Origin of the sequence: Cyanobium gracile UHCC 0139 (assembly GCF_034931325.1) — a bacterium.
Taxonomy (GTDB): Bacteria; Cyanobacteriota; Cyanobacteriia; order PCC-6307; family Cyanobiaceae; genus Cyanobium; species Cyanobium gracile_B.
In genome coordinates, this window is the sequence record NZ_JAYGHX010000001.1 from 579,229 (window position 1) to 600,506 (window position 21,278).

Here is a 21,278-nt window from a genome sequence, read left to right on the forward strand (position 1 = left end):
CTTGGGCGGCTCGCCGGCGGTCCTCGATCTGCGGGGAACGCCCTGCCCGGTGAATTTCATCCGGGCGCGCCTGGCCCTCGAGCCCCTGCCGCCGGGGAGCTGGCTGCGGATCGACCTGGACGGGGGGGAGCCGGAGCAGATGGTGACGGAGGGTCTGCGATCTGAGGGCCATACGGTGCAGCGGGTCGACCCGTCGCCGTTCGCCCCCGGTGAAGGCGTGCGGCTGCTGGTGCGACGGGATGGGGGCTGAGCCGCTGCCGGGTCGGGTGGTGGCCCTGCAGGCCAACTACTGCCTGGTGAGCCTCGATGGGCCCTGCGAGCCCGGGGGCGACGGCGCCGAGTCCTGGCGAGACGGCTGCCTGCTCTGCACCCGTCGCACCCGCCTCGACAAGAGTGGCCTGCAGGTGTGCGTCGGCGACCGGGTGACGGTGGCGGCCGTCGACTGGCGGGCCCGGCGGGGGGCTGTGGTGGGTCTCGAACCCCGCCACAGCCTGTTGGAGCGGCCGGCGGTCGCCAACGTGAGCCGGGTCGTGGTGGTGGTGGCCGTGGCCGAACCCGGCCTCGACCCCCTGCAGCTGACCCGGTTCCTGATCACCGCCGAGGCCACCGGCCAGCCGGTGGAGGTCGTGCTCAGCAAGGCCGACCTGCTGCCGGCGGCCGAGGTGAGGGCTTGGTGCCGGCGGCTGGAGGGCTGGGGCTACCGCACCGTGGCGGTTTCGACCCGCAGCGGCGAGGGTCTGGCGGCGCTGCGCCACCAGCTGGCCATGCCGGGCATCGCCGTGCTCTGCGGCCCCTCCGGCGTGGGCAAGAGCAGCCTGCTCAATGCCCTGGCCCCGGCTTTGGAGCTCCGCGTCGCCGCCGTCTCCGGGCGGCTGCGCCGGGGACGCCACACGACCCGGCATGTCGAATTGTTTCCCGTGGCGCCGGGGGCCCTGGTGGCCGATTCCCCCGGCTTCAACACCCCTGCCCTCCCCGCCGACCCCCAGACCCTGGCGGCGGCCTTCCCGGAGTTGCTGGCCCGTCTGAGGGTCGCCCCCTGCCGTTTCGCCAACTGCCGCCACCAGGGCGACCCGGGCTGTGCCGTGGGGGATGGCTGGGACCGCCAGGCGATCTATGGCCGCTGCCTGGAGGAGGTGGAAGCCGCCGCGGCAGCCCGCTCCCGCGGCGGCCAGGGGCGCCAGGGGGAGCGGGGCCTCCGTCAGCGGGGCGACCGCCTCGAACCCCTGCTCGACCCCCAGCTGCGCCGATCGTCCCGCAGCACCCGCCGTCAGGGGCTGGAGCAGGACCTGCCGGAGCTGGAGGGGGACCTCAGTTCCCCAGACCGGGAAGATTCAGATCCAGACCCCCGGTGAGGGTTTCCATGCGCTCGCGCATGGTGCCGGTGGAGACCTCGTAGGCCTTGCAGAGGGCCGCCAGCACGGCCGCCTCCACCGTCTCGACGGGTTCGGCGAGCAGCTCGGGGCTCAGCTCGACCCGCAGGGGCTGCTGGTTGCCGGAGAGCCAGACGCTGGCGCGGCCCTCGGGGTCGCTGCCCTGCAGTTCCATCGCGTCGAGCTCCTCCTGGAGCTTCTGGGCGTCCTGCTGAATCTGCTGGGCCTTGCGGAAGGCCTCGGTCAGCTGTCCGAAATTGGGAAGTCCGAAGCCGGCCATGCCAGGAGGTCGTCGTAGGGAGTCAGGCTAGAACCCCAGCCGTTGGACCTCCGGGTGCAGCCGCACCCCGCGGCTCTCCAGCACCCGCTGCTGCACCAGCCGGATCAGGGCGTCGATGTCGGCGGCGGTGGCGGCCCCCGTGTTGACGATGAAGTTGGCGTGGATCGGGGACACCTGGGCCTCGCCGATGGCGAGTCCCTTGAGGCCGAGGGATTCGATCAGCTGGCCGGCCTTGAGCGGTTCGGGATTGCGGAACACGCTGCCGCAGCTGGGTTGCTGGTAGGGCTGGGTGCTGGTGCGGCTCTGCAGGTTGGCGCTGGTGCGGGCGGTGAGCACCGCCGGGTCGTGGCCGGGCTCCAGCCGGAAGCGGGCCGAGAGCACCAGGAGCGGCTCCTCCTGCAGGCGGCTGTGGCGGTAGGCGAAGGCCAGATCGCCGGCGGCCAGTTCGAAGGGGGCGTCGGGCCGGCGGGGATCCAGCACCCGCACCGACACCAGCCACTCGGCGGTGCAGCCCCCCTGGGCGCCGGCGTTCATCACCACCGCGCCACCCACCGTGCCGGGGATGCCGACGGCCCACTCCAGCCCCCGCAGGCCGCCACGGGCCGCCTTGCGGGCCAGGGTGGGGATCGGTTCGCCCGCCTCCGCCTCCACCCAGCCCTCACTCGGGTCCAGGCGGCTGCCCTGCAGCCGCCGGTTGCAGAGGGTGAGGCCGTCGAGGCCGCCGTCGGCGATCAGCAGATTGGAGCCTGCGCCGATGCAGCGGAAAGGCAGACCCGAGGCCGCCGCCCAGGCGGCATGGGCGATCAGTTCCCCCTGGTCGGCGGGTTCGGCGAACCAGGCGGCCGGCCCGCCCACCTTCCAGGTGGTGTAGTCCCGCAGGGCGACCCCTGCCCGGGGCTGACTGAGCGGGGCCGTCGCCATCCCCTCAGGCCACCAGCGCGGTGGGGCGACCCCGTTCATCGAGGGCCCCCAGACGGTCCCAGAGGCTGTTGACGTCGCCGGCCCCCATCGCCAGCACCAGGTCGCCGGGGCCGGTGTCGCCAGCCACCAGCTCCGCCAGCGCCTCCATGCTGGCGGCCACCGCCACCGGCAGGTCGGGGGCCAGGGCCCGGACCGCTTCGGCCAGGGCCGGGCTGGAGATCCCTGCCATCGGGGCCTCGCCGGCCGCATAGAGGGGTGCCAGCAGCACCGCGTCGGCCTGGGTCAGGGCGGCGGCGAAATCGTCCAGGAACTGGGCGGTGCGGGTGTAGCGATGGGGCTGGAACACCGCCACCAGCCGCCGGGGCACCAGGGGCAGCGGGCTGCGGCCGCTCTCCACCATCAGCCGGGCCATGGCGATCGTGGCGGCCACCTCGCTGGGATGGTGGGCGTAGTCGTCGACGATCGCCCGGTCCTGCCAGAGCCCGCGGCAGTCGAAGCGGCGTCCGGGGGGGCGCAGGCTCGCCACCGCTTGGCGCAGGTCCTCGAAGGGCACGCCCTCGAGCCGGCAGGCCGCCATGGCGGCCACGGTGTTGCTCAGGTTGTGGCGGCCGGGCAGGGGCACCTCCAGGGTGCCGAGCGCCTCGCCGTGCTCATACCAGGTGGCCAGGGTGCCGTCGCCCCGCTCCTCCAGGGGGATGGCGGCGAAGTCCACGCCTTCGCTGCTGCGGGTCGACCACCAGCTGGTGGCCTGGAAGTGCTCAAGCAGCACCGGGCAGTCGCGGTTGGCCAGCAGGGTCGTGCAGCCGCCGGCGAAGTGCTGCAGGGTGGCCACCAGGGCGGCCAGGTCCGGGTAGTGGTCGGTGTGGTCGAGCTCCACGTTGGTGAGCAGCCCCAGCCGGGGCCGGAACTTCACCAGGGAGCCGTCCGATTCGTCGGCCTCGGCCACCAGCAGCCGGCCCCGGCCATGGCGGCCGTTGCTGCCGAAGGCGGGCACGATGCCTCCGATCACGGCAGTGGGGTCCTCGCCGACGGCCTCCAGGAGCGTGGCGATCAGGGTGCTGGTGGTGGTCTTGCCGTGGCTGCCGGCCACCGCGATCGAGGGCTGGGCATTGATCAGGGCCGCCAGCACGTCGGAGCGGTGCACGATCGACAGCCCACGCCGCCGGGCCTCGGCCAGCTCCTCGTTGGCGGCGGGCACCGCCGAGCTGATCACCACCAGTGGATCCGGCGCCGTTGCACGGCCCGCCCCGCCTTCCGGCCCATCGAGGCCGGTGAGCACCGCGCTGATCGTGGCGGCCGTCTGCTCGTGGAACACCCGCACCCCGGCGCTTCCCAGCCGTTCCAGCACAGGACTGGGCCGGGGGTCGGAGCCGCTCACCAGGAAGCCCCGCTCCGCCAGGATCCCTGCCAGGGCGGACATGCCGATCCCCCCGGCCCCGATGAAATGGAGCGGCTGACGGCGATCGAGTTTCGGGATCAAGGGGGACTCCAGGCCACGCCGAAAATAACGGCAGATCGGCCCAGCCCCCTCTGCGAGATACTGCGCTTTGCCGACCGTCCGATCCGGGGCCTGTGGCTGCGGGAAAGAGCAGGACCCCATTTCTGTATGATCGGCAGCCAAAATCCCCCCTTGCTAGCGGGTTCCACCGCTTTCTGCCATGACCTTGCGCGTTGCGATCAATGGATTTGGCCGAATCGGTCGGAATTTCATGCGCTGCTGGCTGAGCCGCGGTGAGAACACCGGCATCGAAGTGGTCGGTCTGAACGACACCTCCGATCCGAAGACCAACGCCCACCTGCTCCAGTACGACACGATGCTCGGCCACATCCGCAATGCGGAAGTGAGCCACACCGACGACACGATCGTCGTGAACGGCAAGCACATCAAGTGCTTCTCCGACCGCAACCCCCTCAACCTGCCCTGGAAGGAGTGGGGGGTGGACCTGGTGATCGAGGCCACCGGGGTGTTCATTGACCAGAAGGGGGCCGGCAAGCACATCGAGGCCGGTGCCAAGAAGGTTTTGATCACCGCCCCGGGCAAGGGTGAGGGTGTGGGCACCTTCGTGGTGGGCGTCAACGCTGATCAATACCGCCACGAGGACTTCGACATCATCAGCAACGCCAGCTGCACCACCAACTGCATGGCGCCGATCGTCAAGGTTCTCGATCAGAGCTTCGGGATCGTCAAGGGCATGATGACCACCACCCACAGCTACACCGGAGACCAGCGGATCCTCGATGCCAGCCACCGCGACCTGCGCCGTGCCCGTGCCGCTGCGGTCAACATCGTTCCCACGTCCACCGGTGCTGCTACGGCCGTGGCGCTCGTCTATCCGCCGATGAAGGGCAAGCTGAACGGCATCGCCCTGCGGGTTCCCACCCCCAACGTCTCGGTGGTGGACCTGGTGCTCGAAGTGAGCCGCGGCACCACCAAGGAGGAGGTCAACGCCACCCTCAAGGACGCCGCCGAGAACGGCATGAAGGGGATCATCAAGTACTGCGATCTCCCCCTGGTCTCCACCGACCACGCCGGCACCGATGAGTCCACGATCGTCGATTCCGATCTCACCCTGGTGATGGGCGACAACATGGTGAAGGTCATCGCCTGGTACGACAACGAGTGGGGCTACAGCCAGCGCGTCGTCGACCTGGCCGAAGTGGTGGCCCGCAACTGGAAGTGAGCCCCCGGCTGATCCTCAGCCGAAATGCCGGAAGGCGGCAGTCGGGGAGGCGATAGGCCCTCCCCCCTCCGTCCAGCCCAGGGGCCCCCAGGGTTGGGGCTCCACCAGCCGGCCGATCCAGCGCGCGCCCTCCAGCTGCTCCACCAGGGCCTCGGCCCAGGCCGGCTCGAGGGCCAGCACCAGCTCGAAATCCTCCCCGCCCCAGAGGCACCAGTCCTCGGCCTGGGCCTGGCCCGCCAGTTCCGCCGCCAGGGGCAGGTCGCTCCGGGACAGCAGAGCCGTGCAGCGGCTGGCCACGGCCAGGCAGGAGGCCGCGGTCGCCAGGCCGTCACTGCTGTCGCAGCCGGCCACCCGCCAGTCCAGGGCCGCCGGGCGGCTGGCCCCCAGGGCCGCCACCGCATCGAACCGGGGCACGGGCCTGCGGTGGGCACGGATCGCCCGCTCCCGGCCGGCCGCCGGCAGGTCCGGCAGCGCCTCGCCCCGCAGCACGGCCAGGCCCAGACGGCTGATCCCATGGGCGCCGGTGCTGACCAGCACATCGCCCGGCCTGCCGTCCCCGCGGCGGATCGGGCCGCCCCCCGCCGGCAGCCGGCCCAGGGCGGTGACGGCCAGCAGGCGCTGGCGGCCGCCGCTGCAGTCGCCCCCGAGCAACACGCCCCCGTGGGACCCCAGCAGCTCCGCCATACCGGCGTAGGCCCCCTCCACCCAGGCCCAGGGGGTGTGGCCCGGGGCCACCAGGGCCACGGTGAGGCCCACGGCGCCGCGGCAGCCCATGGCCGCCAGATCGGAGAGGTTGGCCGCCGCCGCCCGCCAGCCCACGTCGGCGGCGCCCATCGTCGCCGCACTGAAGTGGACGTCCTCCACCAGCACGTCGGTGTTCAGCACCAGCGGCGGATCACCAGCCGGCCTCCCCCCCAGCAGGGCCGCTCCCAGAAGGGCGGCATCATCGTCGAACTGCCCCGGGGGGGCGAAGGCGCCGAGGCGCCGGATCAGCTCCCCTTCCCCCAGCTGGGCCAGGGTGGGCCCCTCAGGCATGGGGGCGCAGGTTGTCGGCCCCCTCGACCACCGTCGCCTTGACGATGCCGTCGTCGGCGGTGAGGTCCTCGAGCACATCGAAGCCGTCCACCACATAGCCGAAGGCGGCATAGCGCCCGTCGATGAGGTTGAGGCCCGCCGGGGTGAGCTCCGGTTCGAACAGGAAGAGGAAGAACTGGGAGGAGCCGTCGCCCAGGGCCTCGTCGGAGTGGGCCCACCCCAGGGTGCCCTTGCTGGCGAAGGGCAGCACCGGTTCGGCCTTGAACATCCCCAGATCCTCGAAGGTCTGGTTGTAGAAGGGGGCCTCCTCGCCCGGCACCATGATCTCCAGGGGCACCCGGCGCTCCTGTTTGGTGACCGGATCCACGAAGCCGGTCTGGGGGCCGGCGGGATCGCCGGTCTGGAGCACGTAGAAGTCCTCGGCGCGGTTGAAGGGCAGGCCGTCGTAGAAGCCCCGCTGCACCAGGTCCACGAAGGCGCCGGCGGTCAGGGGGGCGTTGTAGCCGTCCACGACGGTGGTCAGGTCACCCTTGGTGGTGGTCAGCCGCACGGTGGCGCGGCCCAGCAGGCGCGGCAGGGCATCGAACTCCTCAGGAATCGAGAACGGGAAGGGCCCCACCAGCAGGGCTTCGGCCTGGCCGATGTCGGCCAGGGCCTCCCGGCGGGCCGCCAGGAACCGATCGCGGTCCTGGGCCTCGCCGGCGGCCGCCAGCTCCTGCAGATGCACGTCCGTGTCGGCCAGCAGGCCCTCGGCGCTGGAGCGGTCGGCGGGATCGAAGCTGGCCAGGATCCTCTCGCGGCTGCCGCCGAGCTGGGACGCGGCCCGGCGCACGGAGCCGGTCAGGCTGCTCCAGCGCTTGGCCCGCAGGTCGTCGCTGGTGTCCTCGAGGCGGTGCTGCAGCGCCTGCAAGTCGGCCTGCTCCATGGGAAGGGCGTTGCGCAGCAGGGCGGTGGGATCGCTGACGGCGTTGCCCTGGGGCAGGTAGGCCCAGGCGGTGGGGACCGCCAGCAGCAGGGTGAGCACGAGGGTCAGGGCGGCCCCCAGCCGGGCGGCCAGCGTGGTGGTGAACCCGATGCGCCTGCGTCGCCGGTCCATGCTTCCCCTGTGACTGCCTGGACTTTGGCACAACCGGCCCGTCCCTCCGTCGCCGCTGTCCGCGGGTGGGCCTGTAGCCAGACGTACAATCCCCCGATCCGACCCGCCGGAATGATCTCCAGCAACGACTTTCGTACCGGCACAACGATTGAGCTGGATGGCCAGGTCTGGCGCGTCGTCGAATTCCTTCACGTCAAGCCCGGCAAGGGCTCGGCCTTCGTGCGCACCAAGCTCAAGGGCGTCCAGAGCGGCAACGTGGTCGAGAAAACCTTCCGCGCCGGGGAGACCATGCCCCAGGCCCTGCTGGAGAAGTCGACCCTCCAGCACACCTACATGGAAGGCGATGACTACGTCTTCATGGACATGGCCTCCTACGAGGAGACCCGCCTGACCGCCAAACAGATCGGTGACGGCCGCAAATACCTCAAGGAAGGCATGGAGGTGAGTGTCGTCTCCTGGAATGGCAAGCCCCTGGAAGTGGAGCTGCCGAATTCGGTGGTGCTCGAGGTCACCCAGACCGACCCCGGCGTCAAGGGCGACACCGCCACCGGCGGCACCAAGCCGGCCATCGTCGAGACCGGCGCCCAGGTGATGGTGCCCCTGTTCATCACGATCGGCGAGAAGATCAAGGTCGACACCCGCACCGACAGCTATCTGGGCCGGGAGTCCTGATCGCCATGCAGCTCGATCACGACCAACTGCGCCAGCTGCTGGCCCTCCTCGGGGACAGCGACATCCAGGAACTCAAGCTCGAGGGCGACGACTTCCGCCTGGAGGTGCGCCGCAATCTGCCGTCCCCCGCGCCGGCCACGGTCACCATGGTGCAGGCTCCGGCCGGGGCACCGCCGCCGCCCCCCGCCCCCGCGGCCCCGGTCGGCGCCGCCCCCGGTCCGTCGGCGCCCCCGCCCCCTGCCGCCTCGGTGCGCAGTGATCTGCAGGCGGTCACGGCGCCGATGGTGGGCACCTTCTACCGCTCCTCGGCCCCGGGGGAGGCCCCCTTCGTGGAGGTGGGCAGCCGCATCAGCGCCGGCCAGCCCGTCTGCATCCTCGAGGCCATGAAGCTGATGAACGAGCTGGAGTCCGAGTTCAGCGGCGAGGTGGTGGAGATCCTGGTGGAGAACGGCACGCCGGTGGAATTCGGCCAGGTGCTGATGCGGATCAAGGCGGGCTGACCGCCGCCGTCGTCGGGGTCTGACCCAGCTCCCAGGCGGTCTGGATCGCCGCTGCCATGCTGTCGGCCCTGGCGATGCCCTGGCCGGCGATCGCGAAGGCGGTGCCGTGGTCGGGGGAGGTGCGCAGGAAGGGCAGGCCCAGGGTGGTGTTGACGGCGGCGTCGAACGCCAGCAGCTTCACCGGGATCAGCCCTTGGTCGTGGTACAGCGCCAGGTAGCCGTCCGCTCCTTCGGCCTGGCCCCTCCAGGCGGCCGCCGCTTCCAGCCAGCAGGTGTCCGGCGGCACCGGCCCCTCCAGCCGCACCTGCGGATGCTGGCCACGCCAGTGCTCGAGGGTCGGAATCAGCCAGTCCTGCTCCTCCCGTCCCAGGTGGCCCCCCTCCCCCGCATGGGGGTTCAGGCCCGCCACCACCAGCCGGGGCCGGCTGCGGAAGCGGCGACAGAAGGCCAGCAGGGCGTCCAGCCGCCGGTGCACCAGCTCCGGGCCGAGCCGGGCGCTCACCTCGGCCAGGGGGATGTGGGTGGTGGCCAGCAGCGTGTTGAGCCGCCAGCCGCCGCCTGGGGCCACGGCGGTGAACAACATCCCGGCGTCGGCGGCGCCGGTCAGTTCCGCCAGCCGCTCGGTCTGACCGGGGTAGGCATGGCCCGCCGCCTGCCAGCTGGCCTTGGCGATCGGGGCGGTCACCAGGGCCCGGCCGCCACCGGCGCCCACCAGCGCCACGGCCTCGCTCAGCCAGGCGAAGCTGGCGGCACCGGCGGCGGGGCTGCTCACCCCCGGGACCACCGGCTGCTCCAGGGGGATGTCCACCAGGGCGAACGCATCGGGGTCGGCCAGGGGCGCGTCGCTGCAGGCCAGCAGCTGGCGGTGGCACTCCCGCAGCCAGCGGCCGCAGCCCACCAGCACCACCTCCTGGCCGGCGGGCCTTGGCCGGGCGAGGGCCTTGAGGGTCACCTCGGCGCCGATGCCGGCGGGATCCCCCAGGGCGATGACGAGGCGATCCGCAGTAGTTTTCATCCCATCGGGCGCTGTCGGGGTCGGTTCATGGTCCGCTTGCTGGTGCTGGGTGTTCTGCTGCTGGGAGGGGGGCTCGCCTTCCGCAACGAGTGGGTCGTGGTGGATTGGGAGAAGATGGGCAAGGACACGGGGCTGTCCTCCCTGATCGACCCCTCGATCTTCGGCGCTCAGAAGAAGTCGCCGCTGCAGGAGGCCAACCCCTCCCGATAGGTGGGGTAGAGCAGGCGGTAGCCGAGGTCGTCCCTGAGCCTCCGGCTGCTGGCCCGTCGATTCTCGCTCCAGAAGCTGCGGGCCATGGGGCCCATGGACGCGGCCACGTCCTCGTAGCGCTGCAGCTCCGGCAGCGGGCAGCCCAGCAGATGGGCGGCCAGGCCCAGGATCTCGCTGGAGGGGCAGGGGAAGGTGTCCGCCAGGATCAGCGTGTCCGGCCTGGCCTCAGGGGCGAGGGCGATGGTGTGCAGCACCGCGCCGACGATGTCGTCGACGTGCACCCGCGAGAACACCTGGCCGGGCTTGTGGATGAGCCGGGCCGTGCCGTTGCGCAGGCTCACCATCGGGTTGCGGCCTGGGCCGTAGATGGCGGGCAGCCGCAGCAACTGCACCGGCAGGCCGCTGCGGCGCCAGGCCTGCTCGCAGGCCAGCCGGGCCTGGCTGCGCTCCAGCAGCGGCCGGGTGGGGCTGGTCTCGTCCACCCAGTCGCCGCCGCTGTCGCCGTAGACCCCGGTGGTGGAGAGATAGCCCAGCCAGACCGGCGCCAGCTGACGCAGGCGGGTCTCGAGGGACTCCAGCACCGGATCGCGGCCGCCGGCATCGGGCGGGATCGTCACCAGCACGTGGCTGACCCCGGCCAGGTCGGCCTGGCTGGGCAGGGCCCCCTGGTCGGGATCGAAGTGGAGCCAGCCCCGGGCGTCGCCCGGCGGGGCCGGCTGGCGATGGGTGAGCAGCACCGGCACACCGGCCGCCTCCAGCGCCCGGGCGACGCGACGGCCGGTGTAGCCGCCGCCGAGCACCAGCATCCGGTCGATGGCGGCGGCGGCGGCGGGCAGGGCCGGGTGGTCGATCCGGCCGCCGTCGGCCCCCGGGTTGACAGAATCCTCCGCCATCAGTACATCTGTATCACTGTCCGTTTTCCCATCCCGTGACCACCTCGTCGTTCGGTGCCAGTCTCCCTGTCGGCCTCGCCCCATCCCGCCCCCTCTGTCGCCCCCTCGGCCAGTCGTTCGCCGGCCGCGGCCATCGGGCCCCGGCGCGCCACCACCTGGCCGCCGCCCCGCTGCTCCTGGCCGTGGGGCTGGTGCTGGGGGCCGTGGTGCTGGCGCCGGAGCAGCCCCTCGATCAGGAGGCCATCTGCCAACGCCACAACGGGGTGGCGGCCTGCCGCGTCTGGTGAGTCACCTCCGCTTCGGCGGCCGTGGCCGTCTCCGGTTCGGCGGGGTCCACCCACTGGAGCAGGCGCAGGGCCAGGCGCAGATCGCCATCGGTCCAGGCCCGCAGGGCCATCGCCCGGCGCGGGTCGTAGAAAGGCTGGCTCCGATACCAGACGAACGCATCGCTGTCGCCCTTGCGGCCGTTGCAGCCCAGGCAAGCCGGCACGCAGTTCTCGGTGATGCTCTGGCCGCCACGGCTGAGCGGATGCACGTGGTCGATGGATTCCGACGCCTCGCCGCAGTAGAGGCAGCGGCGGCCGGTCATCCGGTGCAGCGACTGTCGCCATCGTCGCGCTCGCAGCTTGGGGCAGAGATCTTCGAGAAAGACTCCATCCCTGGCCTGCATCAGCGCGCCTCGGTTGGCGGAAGTTTGCCCTCAGCGCCCCGGGTGTCAATGTGTTCTTGATTGCTTTTTGCCGCATTGGCCACCCCCCTGGTGCAGATGCGCCTGGGCGCCTCGGGTCTGATCGAGGTGGTCAGTCCCTTCGACGCGGTCACCCAGGCGCAGCTGCGGGCCATCCGCCCCCGGGGCCAGTGGCTCAGCCGCCGAGGCTGCTGGCAGTTCCCCCTGGAGGCGGCCACTGCGCTGCAGCAGCAGTGCGCCGGCCGCTTCCCGCTCACCCCGGAGTTGGCCCGCTGGTTCGGCTGGCTGGGTCAGCCCCTGCCGCCCCTGCCCCCCCACCGGGCCCTGGTGGCGGCGTCCGCCGCCGACGATGACCTTCCCGATGGCCGCCGGTTGTTCCGGCACCAGCGGCTGGCGGTGCGCTGGCTGCTGGCCCGCCGCGGTGCCGTGCTGGCCGATGCCATGGGCCTCGGCAAGACCCTCAGCGCCCTGGTGGCCGGCCGCGCCCTGGTGCGCCTGGCCGACTGCCGGCTGGTGGTGGTGGCCCCGGCGGGGCTGCATCACCACTGGCGCCAGGAGGCGGCGGCCCTTGGCCTGCGCCTGGAGCTGCACAGCTGGGCCCGGCTGCCGGCGGAGCTGCCGGCCGCCGGCACGGTGCTGATCGCCGACGAGGCCCATTTCGCCCAGACGCTCCAGGCCGCCCGTACCCAGGCGTTCCTGCGCCTGGCCCGCCATCCGCGCCTGCGGGCGATCTGGCTGCTCACCGGCACGCCGATGAAGAACGGCCGGCCGGTGCAGCTCTTTCCCCTGCTGGCCGCCATCGGCCATCCCCTGGCGGCCGACCAGCGCCACTTCGAGGAGCGCTACTGCCAGGGGCACTGGCGGGAGCAGGGCGGGCGGCGGATCTGGCAGGCCAGCGGTGCCAGCCAGCTGGAGGAGCTGCAGCGGCTGGTGCGGCCCCTGGTGCTCCATCGCCGCAAGGGCCAGTGCCTGGATCTGCCCCCGAAGCAGCGCCTCGAGCGGCCCGTCGCCCTCGACCCCGCCGGCGCCGAGGCCTTCGAGCGGGCCCTGCAGCAGCGGATCGACGACTACCGCCGCCGGGCCATGGCCGGCGAGGTGCGCCGTGACGCCGAAGCCCTGGCCGTGTTCACGGCCCTGCGCCAGATCGCCTCGCGCCACAAGCTGGACGCCACCGTCGCACTGGTGGCCGAGCTGTTGGCTGCCGGCGAGGCGGTGGTGGTGTTCACGGCCTTTGTGGCCACGGCCCAGGCGCTGCACATCCAGCTCGGCCGGCCGGGGGATGGGGGTCCCCTGGTGGGTGCCGTGCCGCCGCTGCACCGGCAGAAGCTGGTGGACGCCTTTCAGTCGGGCCGCTCCCCTGTGCTGATCGCCACCTACGGCACCGGCGGCCTCGGCTTCACTCTGCACCGGGCCCGGCATGTGGTGCTGGTGGAGCGGCCCTGGACCCCGGGCGACGCCGAGCAGGCGGAGGACCGCTGCCACCGCATCGGCATGGGGGCCGCGCTCACCAGCCATTGGCTGCAGCTGGGTGTGGCCGACCGACTGGTGGACGACCTGATCGCCAGCAAGGCCGAGCGGATCTCCCTGCTGCTGCAGGGCCAGGACAGCCTGCGTCGCCAGCGGGCCCTACCGGCGCTGGTGCGCCAGTGGCTCGAGAGCGGCTGAGCCCCTGCCGGGCCCTCAGCCCCCCGGCCGGGTGGGGGGCTCATCGGCGCAGCTGCTGCGGCGCACCTCCAGGTCCTGGCGCAGGATCGGATCGAGCTTGTCCTTCGGCACCGCGGCGGCCAGCACCGTGGCCCGGGCGATGTCCCGGCAGGCTGCGGTGGTGTTGCCGGCCAGGGTGTACAGCAGGAAGCGCTCGTTGAGCGGCCCCGGGTCCTTCGGGAAGGCCGCCACCACCCGGTCGCACTGGCGCAGGGCCCCGGGCAGGTCCTCCAGCTTCACGGTCCGCAGGCAGTCCTCCCGGGTGATCGGTCGCTGGGGCAGGGGCTCCTCCGCACAGCCGCCCAGCAGCACGATCAACAGCAGGCCCAGGGGCCTGGCAGTGGAACCCAGGCGGGCCCGTTCAGTTGTAACGCTCACTCCGGGTCATGCCGCTGCCACCAGCCTTACCACCGCCGACGACCGAGATGGAGGTGGGGCCGGGTTCCGGGCTGGTGGCGGTGCTGCCGGAGGAGCGCGGCGCATAGAGATCCCCCAGGAAGCGGCCGCAGTCGGGGAAGGTGCCGGGGTTCTGGACCACGGCCTCGGTGATCATCACCGCGGCGTGTTCGGGGGAGGTCTTGAACAGGCCGGAGCTCTGGCGCTTGATCAGGGCATAGGCGGCCGTCCAGCTCACTTCGTGCACGTTGCCGTTGTTGCGCATGAAGCAGTACACCTGGGCCCCCTTGCCCCCGGGGCCGTCGATGTCATTGCCTGCCCGGGCGCTCTGGGCCGTGCCGGCGCCGGCCAGCAGGACGGCCGCCGCCGCCAGGACGATCGGGCCCAGTCGGTGGGAGAGAGAGTGGCGTCTGGCCATCGGACCGCAAGGGAAGAACGAGGTGGCCCAACGTATCGACCCCTGCGGTCCTGTCCAGGGTGGTCAGCCGCCCGGTGGGGTGGCGGTCGCCGGTAAGACCAGCCGCACCACCAGGGGCAGGATCACCAGCACCGTGATCAGGCGCACGGCGTGCAGGGTGGCCACGGCCGCCCCGACGCCGAACTCGGCACCCACCAGGCTCATGCCGCTGATGCCCCCCGGGGCCGCCCCCAGCAGGGCCACCACCGGATCGACGCCCATCAGCCGGCTGCATCCGAGTCCCACCACCAGGCCCGTGAGCACCAGGGTGATCGTGATCAGGAGGGCGGGTCGCCACAGCTGGCGCAGTTCCAGCAGGGCCGTGCCGGTCAGGCCCGTGCCGATCACGGTGCCGATGCCGATCTCCAGGAGGGTGCGGGTGCCGACCGGCCACTGGGCCACATCCAGCCGCCCCGTCACGCTGACCAGGGCGGCCCCCAGCAGGGCTCCGGCCAGGGGCGCCGCCGGGATGCCGGTGCGCAGGGCCAGCAGGCCGCCGGCGAGCCCGGCCAGTGCATACATCAGCAGATGCCAGGCATGGTTCATCCGACGGGGAGCCCGATCAACAGGGCCCACTCTGGGAGATCAGGGCCACAGGTGCTTGAGGGGGTGCCGCGGGTGTGTTGTCATGCGGCACAGCCCAGTCGCTTTCCCCGCCATGGCCCCCGCCTCGGTGTCGTTCCGCATCAGCCGCAATGCCGAAGATCTCGCCGAAACCATCCATGCCCTCTCCCAGCGTCTGGTGAGCCTGGAGCAGCGCCTGGCAGCGGTGGAACTTCAGGCCTCCAACCAGGCCAGGCCGGACCCCCAGGAGCTGGCCAGTCTCGACAACGTCGAGCGACTGCTGCAGGACTGCCGCCATCTGCTGGAGATCGACGTCGCCTCCGAGGCGTCCCCCGCCTTCGAAAGCCAGGAGGATGTCGCCTACCCCAACGCCGCCTGAGGCCGCGGTCCCCTGGCCAAGGGTGTCAAAATAAAAAGAAAGCGGGTCATGGCCTTCCCCACTTCCCCTTACCAGGCATCATCCGGCGCTCTTCATGGGCAGGGTGCCGCCCCACGCGGCTCCAGCCCGGCTCCCCACTGCCAGCTCCGCACCCACTCCCAGGAGGAGGGCGACCACCAGCTCGAGAAGCTTGAGTTTGCCCTCGCCGTCGCCCTCACCCGTGGCGACCTGCAGCGTTCCGACCAGCTGCGCTCGCAGATCGCCGCCCTTGGCGGCAACCGGGAGGAGCCTGGTACCTGAGGGAAGGCTGGCGGGCCCGGCAGTGGCACGGACGCACCGATGCAGTGAGAGGGAGAACATCTCCTTTCCCCTGCGCTTCCGCCCATACGGGACAGGCTGTTATGTTCTGCCGTAAGATGTAAAGAGATAAGGGTCCGTTGGACGCCAATGGACCCTTCTTGCATGTCTTCGATGCTGCGAATTCCTCGCCGGCCATGATGGTTGCCAGCCCACTTGCCCCCGTCACCTTGACGCTGGAGACGCCCGCTCGTCCAAGGTCCAGCGTGTCGCCGCTGTCCGATCCGGGGGCGCGTCAGCGCCTTCTGCTGCAGGCAGCTTCCCTGAATGAGCAGGCGCGGGTGGCGGCCGGTGAGGGGGATATTGATGCGTCGGCACGAGCCATCCTTCAGGCCCTTGACTGCGAACGGCGGGCCGGCGGCCTCGGCCTGCAGGTGCTTCAGCTCATCAAGCCCCGGGCCTGATCACCGTCCCCACGAACCGGCAGGTTGCGGATCCAGGGTCTCGCCCACCCTTTCAGCCCAACGCCCAGGCTGAGAAAGGGCACCACGCCAACAACATCTGATGGATGGGTGCTTGATCTCTTGTTTTTTCCAGGTGACTGTCATTTCGGGACGTCACACTTAAGGGCTAGGTGCGGAACTTGCTGATCAAGCGGGTGACCGGATTCGAACCGGCGACGTTCAGCTTGGGAAGCTGACATTCTACCACTGAATTACACCCGCGTTCAATCACGCACGGTCTCACAGTAGCAAGGCTCCGGACACCGACCGGATGTACGGAGCCAGGGCGAAACCTTTGTCAGGGCTTGGCGGGGGCCGCTGCTGCCGGCTCCTCGCACTGCACGGCGGCGGAGAGCGCCCTGCGGGCGGCAATCACCGCCATGGCCTTGGGCTTGAGTTCGTTGGCGGCCTGCTCGAGGGTCTGCTCCTTGTTGGCGGAGGCTTTGGCCACCTCCTCTCGGAATCCCTGCAGCAGTTTGCGGAAGGCCTCCACCCGCAGCGTCTGCAGCTGGTTCTCCGAGGCCTGCAGGGAGGCGATCGCTTGCTCCAGCGTCTGCTGGGCCGCCCGCGCTTCGCCCACGGTGGAGGTGGGCGTCAGGGCGGCCACCTGCTCCAGGGCCTGGTTCACCGTGGCCAGCTCGGTGCAGATCCTGGCCTCGGTCTTTTTCGTCTGCTGGGTGAGGTCGGTGCGCTGGCAGCCGGAGGCCGCCAGGCCCAGGCAGAGGATGGCGGCCAGGGGAAGGCGTCGCATGGCAGCAAGGGTCATGGCGTCAAAACCGTTCACCATGAACTTAATCACCTTCCCCGGGGCTGGCCACGCCGCCGTTCAGGCGGCCAGCTCGACCGCTGCCGCCGCCACGCCGGCGCCGATCGGCGCCTTGGCCAGGCCCAGGCCCTGCAGGGTGGCTTCGATGGCCGCCACGGCCGTGAGCACGTCGCGGTCGCAGACGAAGCCCAGGTGGCCGATGCGGAACACCTTGCCCTTGAGGTGGTCCTGGCCGCCGGCCAGCAGGATGTCGAAACGCTCCTTCACCTGCTTGCGCAGGGCCTCGGCATCGATGCCCTCCGGCGCCACCGCCGTGATCGCCGGGCTGCCGTGGCCCTCGGCCGCATACAGGGGCAGGCCGATGGCCTTCATCGCCGCCTGGGTGGCCCGGCGATGGCGATCGTGGCGGGCGAAGATCGCCTCCAGGCCCTCCTTCTGCATCATCCCCAGGGCGGCCTCAAGGGCGAAGTAGAGGTTGATCGCCGGGGTGAAGGGGTTGCTGTCGTCGTCGGCCGCTTTGCGGTACTTGCCCAGATCCAGATAGAACTTGGGCAGGTCGGAGCGCTCGTAGGCCGTCCAGGCCCGCTCGCCCATGGCCACGAAGCTCAGCCCCGGCGGCATCATGTAGCCCTTCTGGGAGCCGGAGCCCACCACGTCCACGCCCCAGGCGTCCATGGGCACGTCACAGGCCCCGAGGCTGGTGACGCAGTCGGCGATGGTGAGGGCCGTGCCGTGGGCCTTCACATGGCCGGCAATGGCCTGGAGGTCGTTGATCACCCCGGTGGAGGTTTCCGAGTGGGTGAGGATCACGCCGCGGATCTCCTTGGCGGTGTCGGCCTCGAGGGCGGCGCGGAAAGCCTCCGGATCGAGGGGCTGGCCCCATTCCGCCTGGATCACCTCCACGTTCAGCCCGTAGGCCTTCGCCACCTTCACCCAGCGTTCGCCGAACTTGCCGTTGTCGCCGCAGAGCACCCTGTCGCCGCGGCTGAGGGTGTTGACGATCGCCGCCTCCATCGCCGCGGTGCCGCTGCCGGTGAGCACCAGCACGTGGCCCTTCGTCTGGTGCAGCCACTGCAGCTGCTCGGTGGTGCGGCGCACGATCTTCTGGAAATCGCCGCTGCGGTGGCCGATCGGATGGCGGGCCATGGCCTGCAGGACGGTCTCCGGCACCGGGGTGGGACCGGGGATCATCAGAGTGAGCTTGTCCTGCATGAGCGGTGGGGAACGAAGGAGCGCGGGCCCGGCGAAGGCAAGGCGATCGACCACCATAAAAAACAGCGTTCCCGCCGGCCATCGATTCCCTGCGCCCCCCCTCCGCGGCCCCGCGGGGCTTCACCCTGCCGGTGTGGCTGGCGGCGGCGGCCCGCGCCGCCCTCGGGGCCCTGCAGGAGGAGCCGTTCAGCGCGTCGGTGGCCCTGGAACTTCTGCAGCCGCCTGGGGTGGTGCCGATCCCGGTGCGGGCCGCCGCGCGTCTGGAGGAGGGTCTGGCCCTGGGGGAGAGCTGCTGTGATCCGGGCGAGGGGCTTGACCTCACCCGCGGCCTGGTGGTGTGGGTGCTGGCCCGCTGGCTTCCCGGCGACGGGCCCTGGCTGCAGCTGGAGCCGGGCGAGGGGGTGGGGGTCCAGGCGGCGACCGGGGAGGCCTGCCTGTCGGCCTATGCCCGGCGCCTGCTGGAGGCCAACCTGCGGCCCCTGGTGCCCTCCGGCCGCCGCCTGGGGCTCACCCTGGTGCTCCCCGATGGCCGCCGTCTGGCGGAGCGCACCAGCAATGCGGCCTTCGGGGTGGTGGACGGGCTGGCCCTGATCGGCACCCAGGCCGAGGTGCAGGCCGGCGCCGACCCGGACCAGCTGGCCCGCACCCTGGCGGCCCTGGCCGAACGGATGGCTGTGCCGGGGGCTGGCGCCGATCTGGTGCTGGTGATCGGCGAGAACGGCCTCGATCTGGCCCCCCGGCTGGGCCTGCCGCCGGAGCTGCTGCTGAAGGCGGGCAACTGGCTCGGCCCCGTGCTGGTGGCCGCCGCCGAAGCGGGGGTGGAGCGCCTGCTGCTGTTCGGCTACCAGGGCAAGCTGATCAAGCTGGCCGGTGGCATCTTCCACACCCACCACCATCTGGCCGACGGTCGCGCCGAGGTGCTCACCGCCCTGGCCGCCCTGGAGGGGGCCAGCGGCCCCACCCTCGCCACCCTGCACGGGGCCGCCACCGTGGAGGCCGCCCTGGCGGGGCTGGAGCAGGCCGATCCGGACCTCGCCGGGCGCCTGCGGGCGCGGATCGCCGCCGCCATCGAGAGCCGCTGCCAGGCCTATCTGGCCAGCCATGGCGCGCCGCCCGCCGCCGTGGGGGCGGCCCTGTTCGACCGCCAGCGCCGGCTGCGGGTCTGCGGGCCGGTGGGGGCGGCGCTGATGGAACGCTTCAGGGGCGCGACCTAGGGTGCTGGCACCGATGACCGGGCCCTGGTCCTGGCCGCCAACGAGCCGATGTCCGAAACGACGCAGACCGCACCACCGGGTTCGGAACGGGACCACGCCAGCGGTTCCCGCCGTCCCCCGGCCATCGTCATCCTGGATTTCGGCTCCCAGTACTCCGAGCTGATCGCCCGCCGGGTGCGGGAGACGGAGGTCTTCTCCCTGGTGATGGGCTACACCACCAGCGCCGCGGAACTGAAGGCCCTCAACCCGAAGGGGATCATCCTCAGCGGCGGCCCCAGCTCCGTCTACGAGGAGGGGGCCCCCTCCTGCGACCCCGGCCTCTGGGAGCTGGGCATCCCGGTGCTGGGGGTCTGCTACGGCATGCAGCTGATGGTGCAGCAGCTGGGCGGGTCGGTGGTGGCCGCCGGCCGGGCCGAGTACGGCAAGGCGCCGCTGCATGTCGACGACCCGGTCGACCTGCTCACCAACGTCGAGGAGGGCTCGACGATGTGGATGAGCCACGGCGATTCGGTGGAGTCGCTGCCGGAGGGCTTCGTGCGCCTCGCCCACACCGACAACACCCCCGAAGCCGCGGTGGCCGACCATGCCCGCCGTCTCTACGGGGTGCAGTTCCATCCCGAGGTGGTGCATTCCACCTGCGGCATGGTGATGATCCGCAACTTCGTTTATCACATCTGCGGCTGCATCCCCGACTGGACCACGGCCGCCTTCATCGATGAGGCCATCAGCGAGGTGCGCGCCCAGGTGGGCGAGAAGCGGGTGCTTCTGGCCCTCTCGGGCGGGGTCGATTCCTCCACCCTGGCCTTCTTGCTGCACCAGGCGATCGGCGATCGCCTCACCTGCATGTTCATCGACCAGGGCTTCATGCGCAAAGGTGAGCCGGAGTTCCTGATGGACTTCTTCGATCGCCAGTTCCACATCAACGTGGAATACATCAATGCCCGTGAGCGCTTCATCTCCAAACTCGCCGGCATCACCGATCCGGAGGAGAAGCGCAAGATCATCGGCACCGAGTTCATCCGCGTGTTCGAGGAGGAGAGCCGCCGCCTCGGCCCCTTCGACTACCTCGCCCAGGGCACCCTCTACCCGGATGTGATCGAGAGCGCCGGCACCAACGTGGACCCCAAGACGGGGGAGCGGGTGGCGGTGAAGATCAAGAGCCACCACAACGTGGGCGGCCTGCCGAAGGATCTGCAGTTCAAGCTGGTGGAGCCGCTGCGGCGCCTGTTCAAGGACGAGGTGCGCAAGGTGGGCCGCAGCCTGGGCCTGCCCCAGGAGATCGTGGGACGCCATCCCTTCCCCGGCCCGGGCCTGGCGATCCGCATCCTGGGGGAGGTCACCGACGACAAGCTCGACATCCTGCGGGACGCCGACCTGATCGTGCGGGAGGAGGTGCGCGATGCCGGCCTCTACGACGAGATCTGGCAGGCCTTTGCCGTGCTGCTGCCCGTGCGCAGCGTCGGGGTGATGGGCGACAAGCGCACCTACGCCTACCCGATCGTGCTGCGCTGCGTCTCCTCCGAGGACGGCATGACCGCCGACTGGTCGCGGCTGCCCTACGACCTGCTGGAGCTGATCTCCAACCGCATCGTCAATGAGGTGCGGGGGGTGAACCGGGTGGTGCTCGACATCACCAGCAAGCCCCCCGGCACGATCGAGTGGGAGTAGGCGGGACCCCCGGGCTGGCCCGCAGGGGCCGGCTTCGATAATCTCGGCACCCGGCCGTTCGCTCCGTGCCTCCCGTCTCCCCCGCCGTCACCGGCAGCCCTGCCGGGGCTGAGCACGACCCCCAGCTGCACCGCCGCCTGCAGCAGGACAGCATCCTGCTGGCCGGCAAGACCGTCTTTCTCAATCCTTTCCTCTACTGGCGTCGTTTCGATGCCAACACCGACCGCTGGCTGCGGGAACCCGGCCAGCTGCCGGAGGAGCAGATCCGCAGCAACCGCCTGCGCTTCTATCCCGAGGTCGACTGGGACGGCCTCGATCCGGCCGACCTGGCGATCAAGGAAGGGGCGGTGGAGATGTTCCTCAAGAGCCTGGAGCTGATCAGCACCTTCAACCCTGACCTCAGCGCCGGCCACCTGCTGGAGGTGGAGCGCAAGATGGCCGTCACCAAGAAGAAGGCCTTCGAGCGCTGGGTGGCCCGCGCCCTCGACCGCCGCGGCAAGGAGAGCCTCAGGGAGCGGCGCCGCTTCGACCGTGACCGCTGGCTGCGGGGCTGGCTGGAGTGGCTCTCCCTCGACGGCACCCGCCAGGCCCTGCTCCCCTTCAGCGTCCTGCTGGTGCTGGCCGTCGGAGGCGGCTGGTGGCTCGGCAGCACCCGCTTCTGCGGCCAGGTGATCGTCGATCCCGGGGTGCAGCGACCCGCACCCTGAGGCGGGCCGTTCCACACGTCAGACTGGAAAGCCCGGTCCGGGTTCCGACG

General features: G+C 71.2%; 27 protein-coding genes and 1 tRNA gene. 14 read left to right on the plus strand and 14 right to left on the minus strand.

Translation table 11 applies throughout. The features are described from left to right. The first annotated feature begins 1 nt into the window (after window position 1). Together VB738_RS02845 and rsgA are read left to right on the plus strand one after the other, a co-directional pair. Entirely contained in the window at window positions 2-250 is a 249-nt protein-coding gene (locus VB738_RS02845; RefSeq protein WP_323304293.1) for a sulfurtransferase TusA family protein, read from the plus strand. Further along, on the plus strand, window positions 240-1,352 hold the full coding sequence (gene rsgA / locus VB738_RS02850; protein ID WP_323304294.1) for a ribosome small subunit-dependent GTPase A: 1,113 nt from the start codon (window positions 240-242) through the stop codon (window positions 1,350-1,352). Before VB738_RS02845 ends, rsgA begins: the two co-directional genes overlap by 11 nt. Here the strand turns inward: rsgA and VB738_RS02855 are convergent. The 3 genes from VB738_RS02855 to murC are packed head-to-tail and all read right to left on the minus strand — an operon-like array spanning window position 1,309 to window position 4,048. Beyond that, the gene (locus VB738_RS02855) at window positions 1,309-1,650 is read right to left on the minus strand and encodes a YbaB/EbfC family nucleoid-associated protein (RefSeq protein ID WP_094587050.1); all 342 of its coding nucleotides are present in this window, start codon (window positions 1,648-1,650) and stop codon (window positions 1,309-1,311) included. The genes rsgA and VB738_RS02855 overlap by 44 nt on opposite strands. A 27-nt stretch (window positions 1,651-1,677) precedes the next feature. Then, window positions 1,678-2,571: a UDP-N-acetylmuramate dehydrogenase gene (gene murB / locus VB738_RS02860; protein WP_323304295.1), complete on the minus strand. Its 894-nt coding sequence runs from the start codon at window positions 2,569-2,571 to the stop codon at window positions 1,678-1,680. A gap of 4 nt (window positions 2,572-2,575) precedes the next feature. Continuing rightward, window positions 2,576-4,048 (minus strand): UDP-N-acetylmuramate--L-alanine ligase, encoded by a 1,473-nt coding sequence (gene murC / locus VB738_RS02865; RefSeq protein WP_323304399.1) that lies wholly within the window; start codon window positions 4,046-4,048, stop codon window positions 2,576-2,578. Window positions 4,049-4,229: 181 nt separating this feature from the next. Here murC and VB738_RS02870 point away from each other — a divergent pair, with 181 nt between their 5' ends. Then, a complete protein-coding gene (locus tag VB738_RS02870) occupies window positions 4,230-5,252 on the plus strand; it encodes a type I glyceraldehyde-3-phosphate dehydrogenase (RefSeq protein WP_323304296.1) in 1,023 nt (340 codons plus the stop codon). 15 nt (window positions 5,253-5,267) lie between these two features. On the opposite strand, the gene thiL is transcribed toward VB738_RS02870, so the two are convergent. Together thiL and VB738_RS02880 are read right to left on the minus strand one after the other, a co-directional pair. After that, window positions 5,268-6,287 (minus strand): thiamine-phosphate kinase, encoded by a 1,020-nt coding sequence (thiL, locus tag VB738_RS02875; protein WP_323304297.1) that lies wholly within the window; start codon window positions 6,285-6,287, stop codon window positions 5,268-5,270. Continuing rightward, window positions 6,280-7,383 carry a peptidylprolyl isomerase gene (locus VB738_RS02880; RefSeq protein ID WP_323304298.1) on the minus strand — a complete coding sequence of 368 codons (1,104 nt, stop codon included), beginning with the start codon at window positions 7,381-7,383 and terminating at the stop codon, window positions 6,280-6,282. The genes thiL and VB738_RS02880 overlap by 8 nt, the downstream gene beginning before the upstream one ends. A 111-nt stretch (window positions 7,384-7,494) precedes the next feature. On the opposite strand from VB738_RS02880, the gene efp reads away from it, so the two are divergent. Then, window positions 7,495-8,055 carry an elongation factor P gene (efp, locus tag VB738_RS02885; RefSeq protein WP_015109877.1) on the plus strand — a complete coding sequence of 187 codons (561 nt, stop codon included), beginning with the start codon at window positions 7,495-7,497 and terminating at the stop codon, window positions 8,053-8,055. A gap of 5 nt (window positions 8,056-8,060) precedes the next feature. Continuing rightward, a complete protein-coding gene (gene accB / locus VB738_RS02890; protein WP_323304299.1) occupies window positions 8,061-8,555 on the plus strand; it encodes an acetyl-CoA carboxylase biotin carboxyl carrier protein in 495 nt (164 codons plus the stop codon). Here the strand turns inward: accB and pdxA are convergent. After that, complete coding sequence (pdxA, locus tag VB738_RS02895) at window positions 8,542-9,570, minus strand: 4-hydroxythreonine-4-phosphate dehydrogenase PdxA (protein WP_323304300.1); 1,029 nt, start codon at window positions 9,568-9,570, stop codon at window positions 8,542-8,544. The two genes, accB and pdxA, sit on opposite strands and share 14 nt — an antisense overlap. 27 nt (window positions 9,571-9,597) lie before the next feature. Between pdxA and VB738_RS02900 the strand changes: the two genes are divergently transcribed. Continuing rightward, window positions 9,598-9,780: a hypothetical protein gene (locus VB738_RS02900; RefSeq protein ID WP_323304301.1), complete on the plus strand. Its 183-nt coding sequence runs from the start codon at window positions 9,598-9,600 to the stop codon at window positions 9,778-9,780. Here the strand turns inward: VB738_RS02900 and VB738_RS02905 are convergent. After that, complete coding sequence (locus tag VB738_RS02905) at window positions 9,738-10,673, minus strand: SDR family oxidoreductase (RefSeq protein ID WP_323304302.1); 936 nt, start codon at window positions 10,671-10,673, stop codon at window positions 9,738-9,740. The genes VB738_RS02900 and VB738_RS02905 overlap by 43 nt on opposite strands. A gap of 35 nt (window positions 10,674-10,708) precedes the next feature. On the opposite strand from VB738_RS02905, the gene VB738_RS02910 reads away from it, so the two are divergent. After that, window positions 10,709-10,960: a serine protease inhibitor gene (locus tag VB738_RS02910; RefSeq protein WP_323304303.1), complete on the plus strand. Its 252-nt coding sequence runs from the start codon at window positions 10,709-10,711 to the stop codon at window positions 10,958-10,960. On the opposite strand, the gene VB738_RS02915 is transcribed toward VB738_RS02910, so the two are convergent. Continuing rightward, window positions 10,906-11,343, minus strand: coding sequence for an HNH endonuclease (locus VB738_RS02915; RefSeq protein WP_323304304.1), 438 nt, complete (start codon window positions 11,341-11,343; stop codon window positions 10,906-10,908). The two genes, VB738_RS02910 and VB738_RS02915, sit on opposite strands and share 55 nt — an antisense overlap. A 96-nt stretch (window positions 11,344-11,439) precedes the next feature. Here VB738_RS02915 and VB738_RS02920 point away from each other — a divergent pair, with 96 nt between their 5' ends. Beyond that, complete coding sequence (locus VB738_RS02920; protein WP_323304400.1) at window positions 11,440-13,026, plus strand: DEAD/DEAH box helicase; 1,587 nt, start codon at window positions 11,440-11,442, stop codon at window positions 13,024-13,026. A gap of 15 nt (window positions 13,027-13,041) precedes the next feature. Here VB738_RS02920 and VB738_RS02925 read toward each other — a convergent pair whose 3' ends face one another. The 3 genes from VB738_RS02925 to VB738_RS02935 form a co-directional block, all read right to left on the minus strand. Continuing rightward, complete coding sequence (locus tag VB738_RS02925) at window positions 13,042-13,443, minus strand: hypothetical protein (protein WP_323304305.1); 402 nt, start codon at window positions 13,441-13,443, stop codon at window positions 13,042-13,044. Further along, window positions 13,427-13,879, minus strand: coding sequence for a DUF6554 family protein (locus tag VB738_RS02930; RefSeq protein WP_323304306.1), 453 nt, complete (start codon window positions 13,877-13,879; stop codon window positions 13,427-13,429). The genes VB738_RS02925 and VB738_RS02930 overlap by 17 nt, the downstream gene beginning before the upstream one ends. 63 nt (window positions 13,880-13,942) lie before the next feature. Next, window positions 13,943-14,464 (minus strand): AbrB family transcriptional regulator, encoded by a 522-nt coding sequence (locus VB738_RS02935; protein WP_323304307.1) that lies wholly within the window; start codon window positions 14,462-14,464, stop codon window positions 13,943-13,945. A gap of 112 nt (window positions 14,465-14,576) precedes the next feature. Between VB738_RS02935 and VB738_RS02940 the strand changes: the two genes are divergently transcribed. The 3 genes from VB738_RS02940 (at window position 14,577) to VB738_RS02950 (ending at window position 15,622) form a co-directional block, all read left to right on the plus strand. Further along, the gene (locus tag VB738_RS02940; protein ID WP_323304308.1) at window positions 14,577-14,861 is read left to right on the plus strand and encodes a hypothetical protein; all 285 of its coding nucleotides are present in this window, start codon (window positions 14,577-14,579) and stop codon (window positions 14,859-14,861) included. Between the two features lie 48 nt (window positions 14,862-14,909). Beyond that, a complete protein-coding gene (locus tag VB738_RS02945; RefSeq protein WP_323304309.1) occupies window positions 14,910-15,161 on the plus strand; it encodes a hypothetical protein in 252 nt (83 codons plus the stop codon). A 263-nt stretch (window positions 15,162-15,424) separates the two neighbouring features. Beyond that, window positions 15,425-15,622: a hypothetical protein gene (locus tag VB738_RS02950; protein ID WP_323304310.1), complete on the plus strand. Its 198-nt coding sequence runs from the start codon at window positions 15,425-15,427 to the stop codon at window positions 15,620-15,622. 189 nt (window positions 15,623-15,811) lie between these two features. On the opposite strand, the gene VB738_RS02955 is transcribed toward VB738_RS02950, so the two are convergent. The 3 genes from VB738_RS02955 to VB738_RS02965 all read right to left on the minus strand — a co-directional run bounded on the left by VB738_RS02955 (window position 15,812) and on the right by VB738_RS02965 (window position 17,639). Beyond that, window positions 15,812-15,883: transfer RNA gene (locus VB738_RS02955), tRNA-Gly, on the minus strand. A gap of 76 nt (window positions 15,884-15,959) precedes the next feature. Further along, window positions 15,960-16,427, minus strand: a complete 468-nt coding sequence (locus VB738_RS02960; protein WP_323304311.1) for a hypothetical protein — start codon at window positions 16,425-16,427, stop codon at window positions 15,960-15,962. 60 nt (window positions 16,428-16,487) lie between these two features. Then, the gene (locus VB738_RS02965; protein ID WP_323304401.1) at window positions 16,488-17,639 is read right to left on the minus strand and encodes an alanine--glyoxylate aminotransferase family protein; all 1,152 of its coding nucleotides are present in this window, start codon (window positions 17,637-17,639) and stop codon (window positions 16,488-16,490) included. Window positions 17,640-17,728: 89 nt separating this feature from the next. Between VB738_RS02965 and cbiD the strand changes: the two genes are divergently transcribed. The 3 genes from cbiD (at window position 17,729) to VB738_RS02980 (ending at window position 21,228) form a co-directional block, all read left to right on the plus strand. Further along, window positions 17,729-18,853 (plus strand): cobalt-precorrin-5B (C(1))-methyltransferase CbiD, encoded by a 1,125-nt coding sequence (gene cbiD / locus VB738_RS02970; protein ID WP_323304402.1) that lies wholly within the window; start codon window positions 17,729-17,731, stop codon window positions 18,851-18,853. 48 nt (window positions 18,854-18,901) lie between these two features. Further along, window positions 18,902-20,521, plus strand: coding sequence for a glutamine-hydrolyzing GMP synthase (gene guaA, locus VB738_RS02975; RefSeq protein WP_323304312.1), 1,620 nt, complete (start codon window positions 18,902-18,904; stop codon window positions 20,519-20,521). A gap of 65 nt (window positions 20,522-20,586) precedes the next feature. Continuing rightward, entirely contained in the window at window positions 20,587-21,228 is a 642-nt protein-coding gene (locus tag VB738_RS02980; protein WP_323304313.1) for a hypothetical protein, read from the plus strand. The last annotated feature ends 50 nt before the right edge of the window (window positions 21,229-21,278 follow it).

Excerpts from the sequence above, each read along its gene's own strand:
- rsgA (WP_323304294.1), top strand. The coding sequence starts at position 240 with ATGGGGGCTGAGCCGCTGCCGGGTCGGGTGGTGGCCCTGCAGGCCAAC.
- VB738_RS02855 (WP_094587050.1), bottom strand. The coding sequence starts at position 1,650 with ATGGCCGGCTTCGGACTTCCCAATTTCGGACAGCTGACCGAGGCCTTC.
- murB (WP_323304295.1), bottom strand. The coding sequence starts at position 2,571 with ATGGCGACGGCCCCGCTCAGTCAGCCCCGGGCAGGGGTCGCCCTGCGG.
- VB738_RS02870 (WP_323304296.1), top strand. The coding sequence starts at position 4,230 with ATGACCTTGCGCGTTGCGATCAATGGATTTGGCCGAATCGGTCGGAAT.
- thiL (WP_323304297.1), bottom strand. The coding sequence starts at position 6,287 with ATGCCTGAGGGGCCCACCCTGGCCCAGCTGGGGGAAGGGGAGCTGATC.
- VB738_RS02880 (WP_323304298.1), bottom strand. The coding sequence starts at position 7,383 with ATGGACCGGCGACGCAGGCGCATCGGGTTCACCACCACGCTGGCCGCC.
- efp (WP_015109877.1), top strand. The coding sequence starts at position 7,495 with ATGATCTCCAGCAACGACTTTCGTACCGGCACAACGATTGAGCTGGAT.
- accB (WP_323304299.1), top strand. The coding sequence starts at position 8,061 with ATGCAGCTCGATCACGACCAACTGCGCCAGCTGCTGGCCCTCCTCGGG.
- pdxA (WP_323304300.1), bottom strand. The coding sequence starts at position 9,570 with ATGAAAACTACTGCGGATCGCCTCGTCATCGCCCTGGGGGATCCCGCC.
- VB738_RS02900 (WP_323304301.1), top strand. The coding sequence starts at position 9,598 with ATGGTCCGCTTGCTGGTGCTGGGTGTTCTGCTGCTGGGAGGGGGGCTC.
- VB738_RS02905 (WP_323304302.1), bottom strand. The coding sequence starts at position 10,673 with ATGGCGGAGGATTCTGTCAACCCGGGGGCCGACGGCGGCCGGATCGAC.
- VB738_RS02915 (WP_323304304.1), bottom strand. The coding sequence starts at position 11,343 with ATGCAGGCCAGGGATGGAGTCTTTCTCGAAGATCTCTGCCCCAAGCTG.
- VB738_RS02920 (WP_323304400.1), top strand. The coding sequence starts at position 11,440 with ATGCGCCTGGGCGCCTCGGGTCTGATCGAGGTGGTCAGTCCCTTCGAC.
- VB738_RS02930 (WP_323304306.1), bottom strand. The coding sequence starts at position 13,879 with ATGGCCAGACGCCACTCTCTCTCCCACCGACTGGGCCCGATCGTCCTG.
- VB738_RS02935 (WP_323304307.1), bottom strand. The coding sequence starts at position 14,464 with ATGAACCATGCCTGGCATCTGCTGATGTATGCACTGGCCGGGCTCGCC.
- VB738_RS02940 (WP_323304308.1), top strand. The coding sequence starts at position 14,577 with ATGGCCCCCGCCTCGGTGTCGTTCCGCATCAGCCGCAATGCCGAAGAT.
- VB738_RS02945 (WP_323304309.1), top strand. The coding sequence starts at position 14,910 with ATGGCCTTCCCCACTTCCCCTTACCAGGCATCATCCGGCGCTCTTCAT.
- VB738_RS02960 (WP_323304311.1), bottom strand. The coding sequence starts at position 16,427 with ATGACCCTTGCTGCCATGCGACGCCTTCCCCTGGCCGCCATCCTCTGC.
- VB738_RS02965 (WP_323304401.1), bottom strand. The coding sequence starts at position 17,639 with ATGCAGGACAAGCTCACTCTGATGATCCCCGGTCCCACCCCGGTGCCG.
- guaA (WP_323304312.1), top strand. The coding sequence starts at position 18,902 with ATGTCCGAAACGACGCAGACCGCACCACCGGGTTCGGAACGGGACCAC.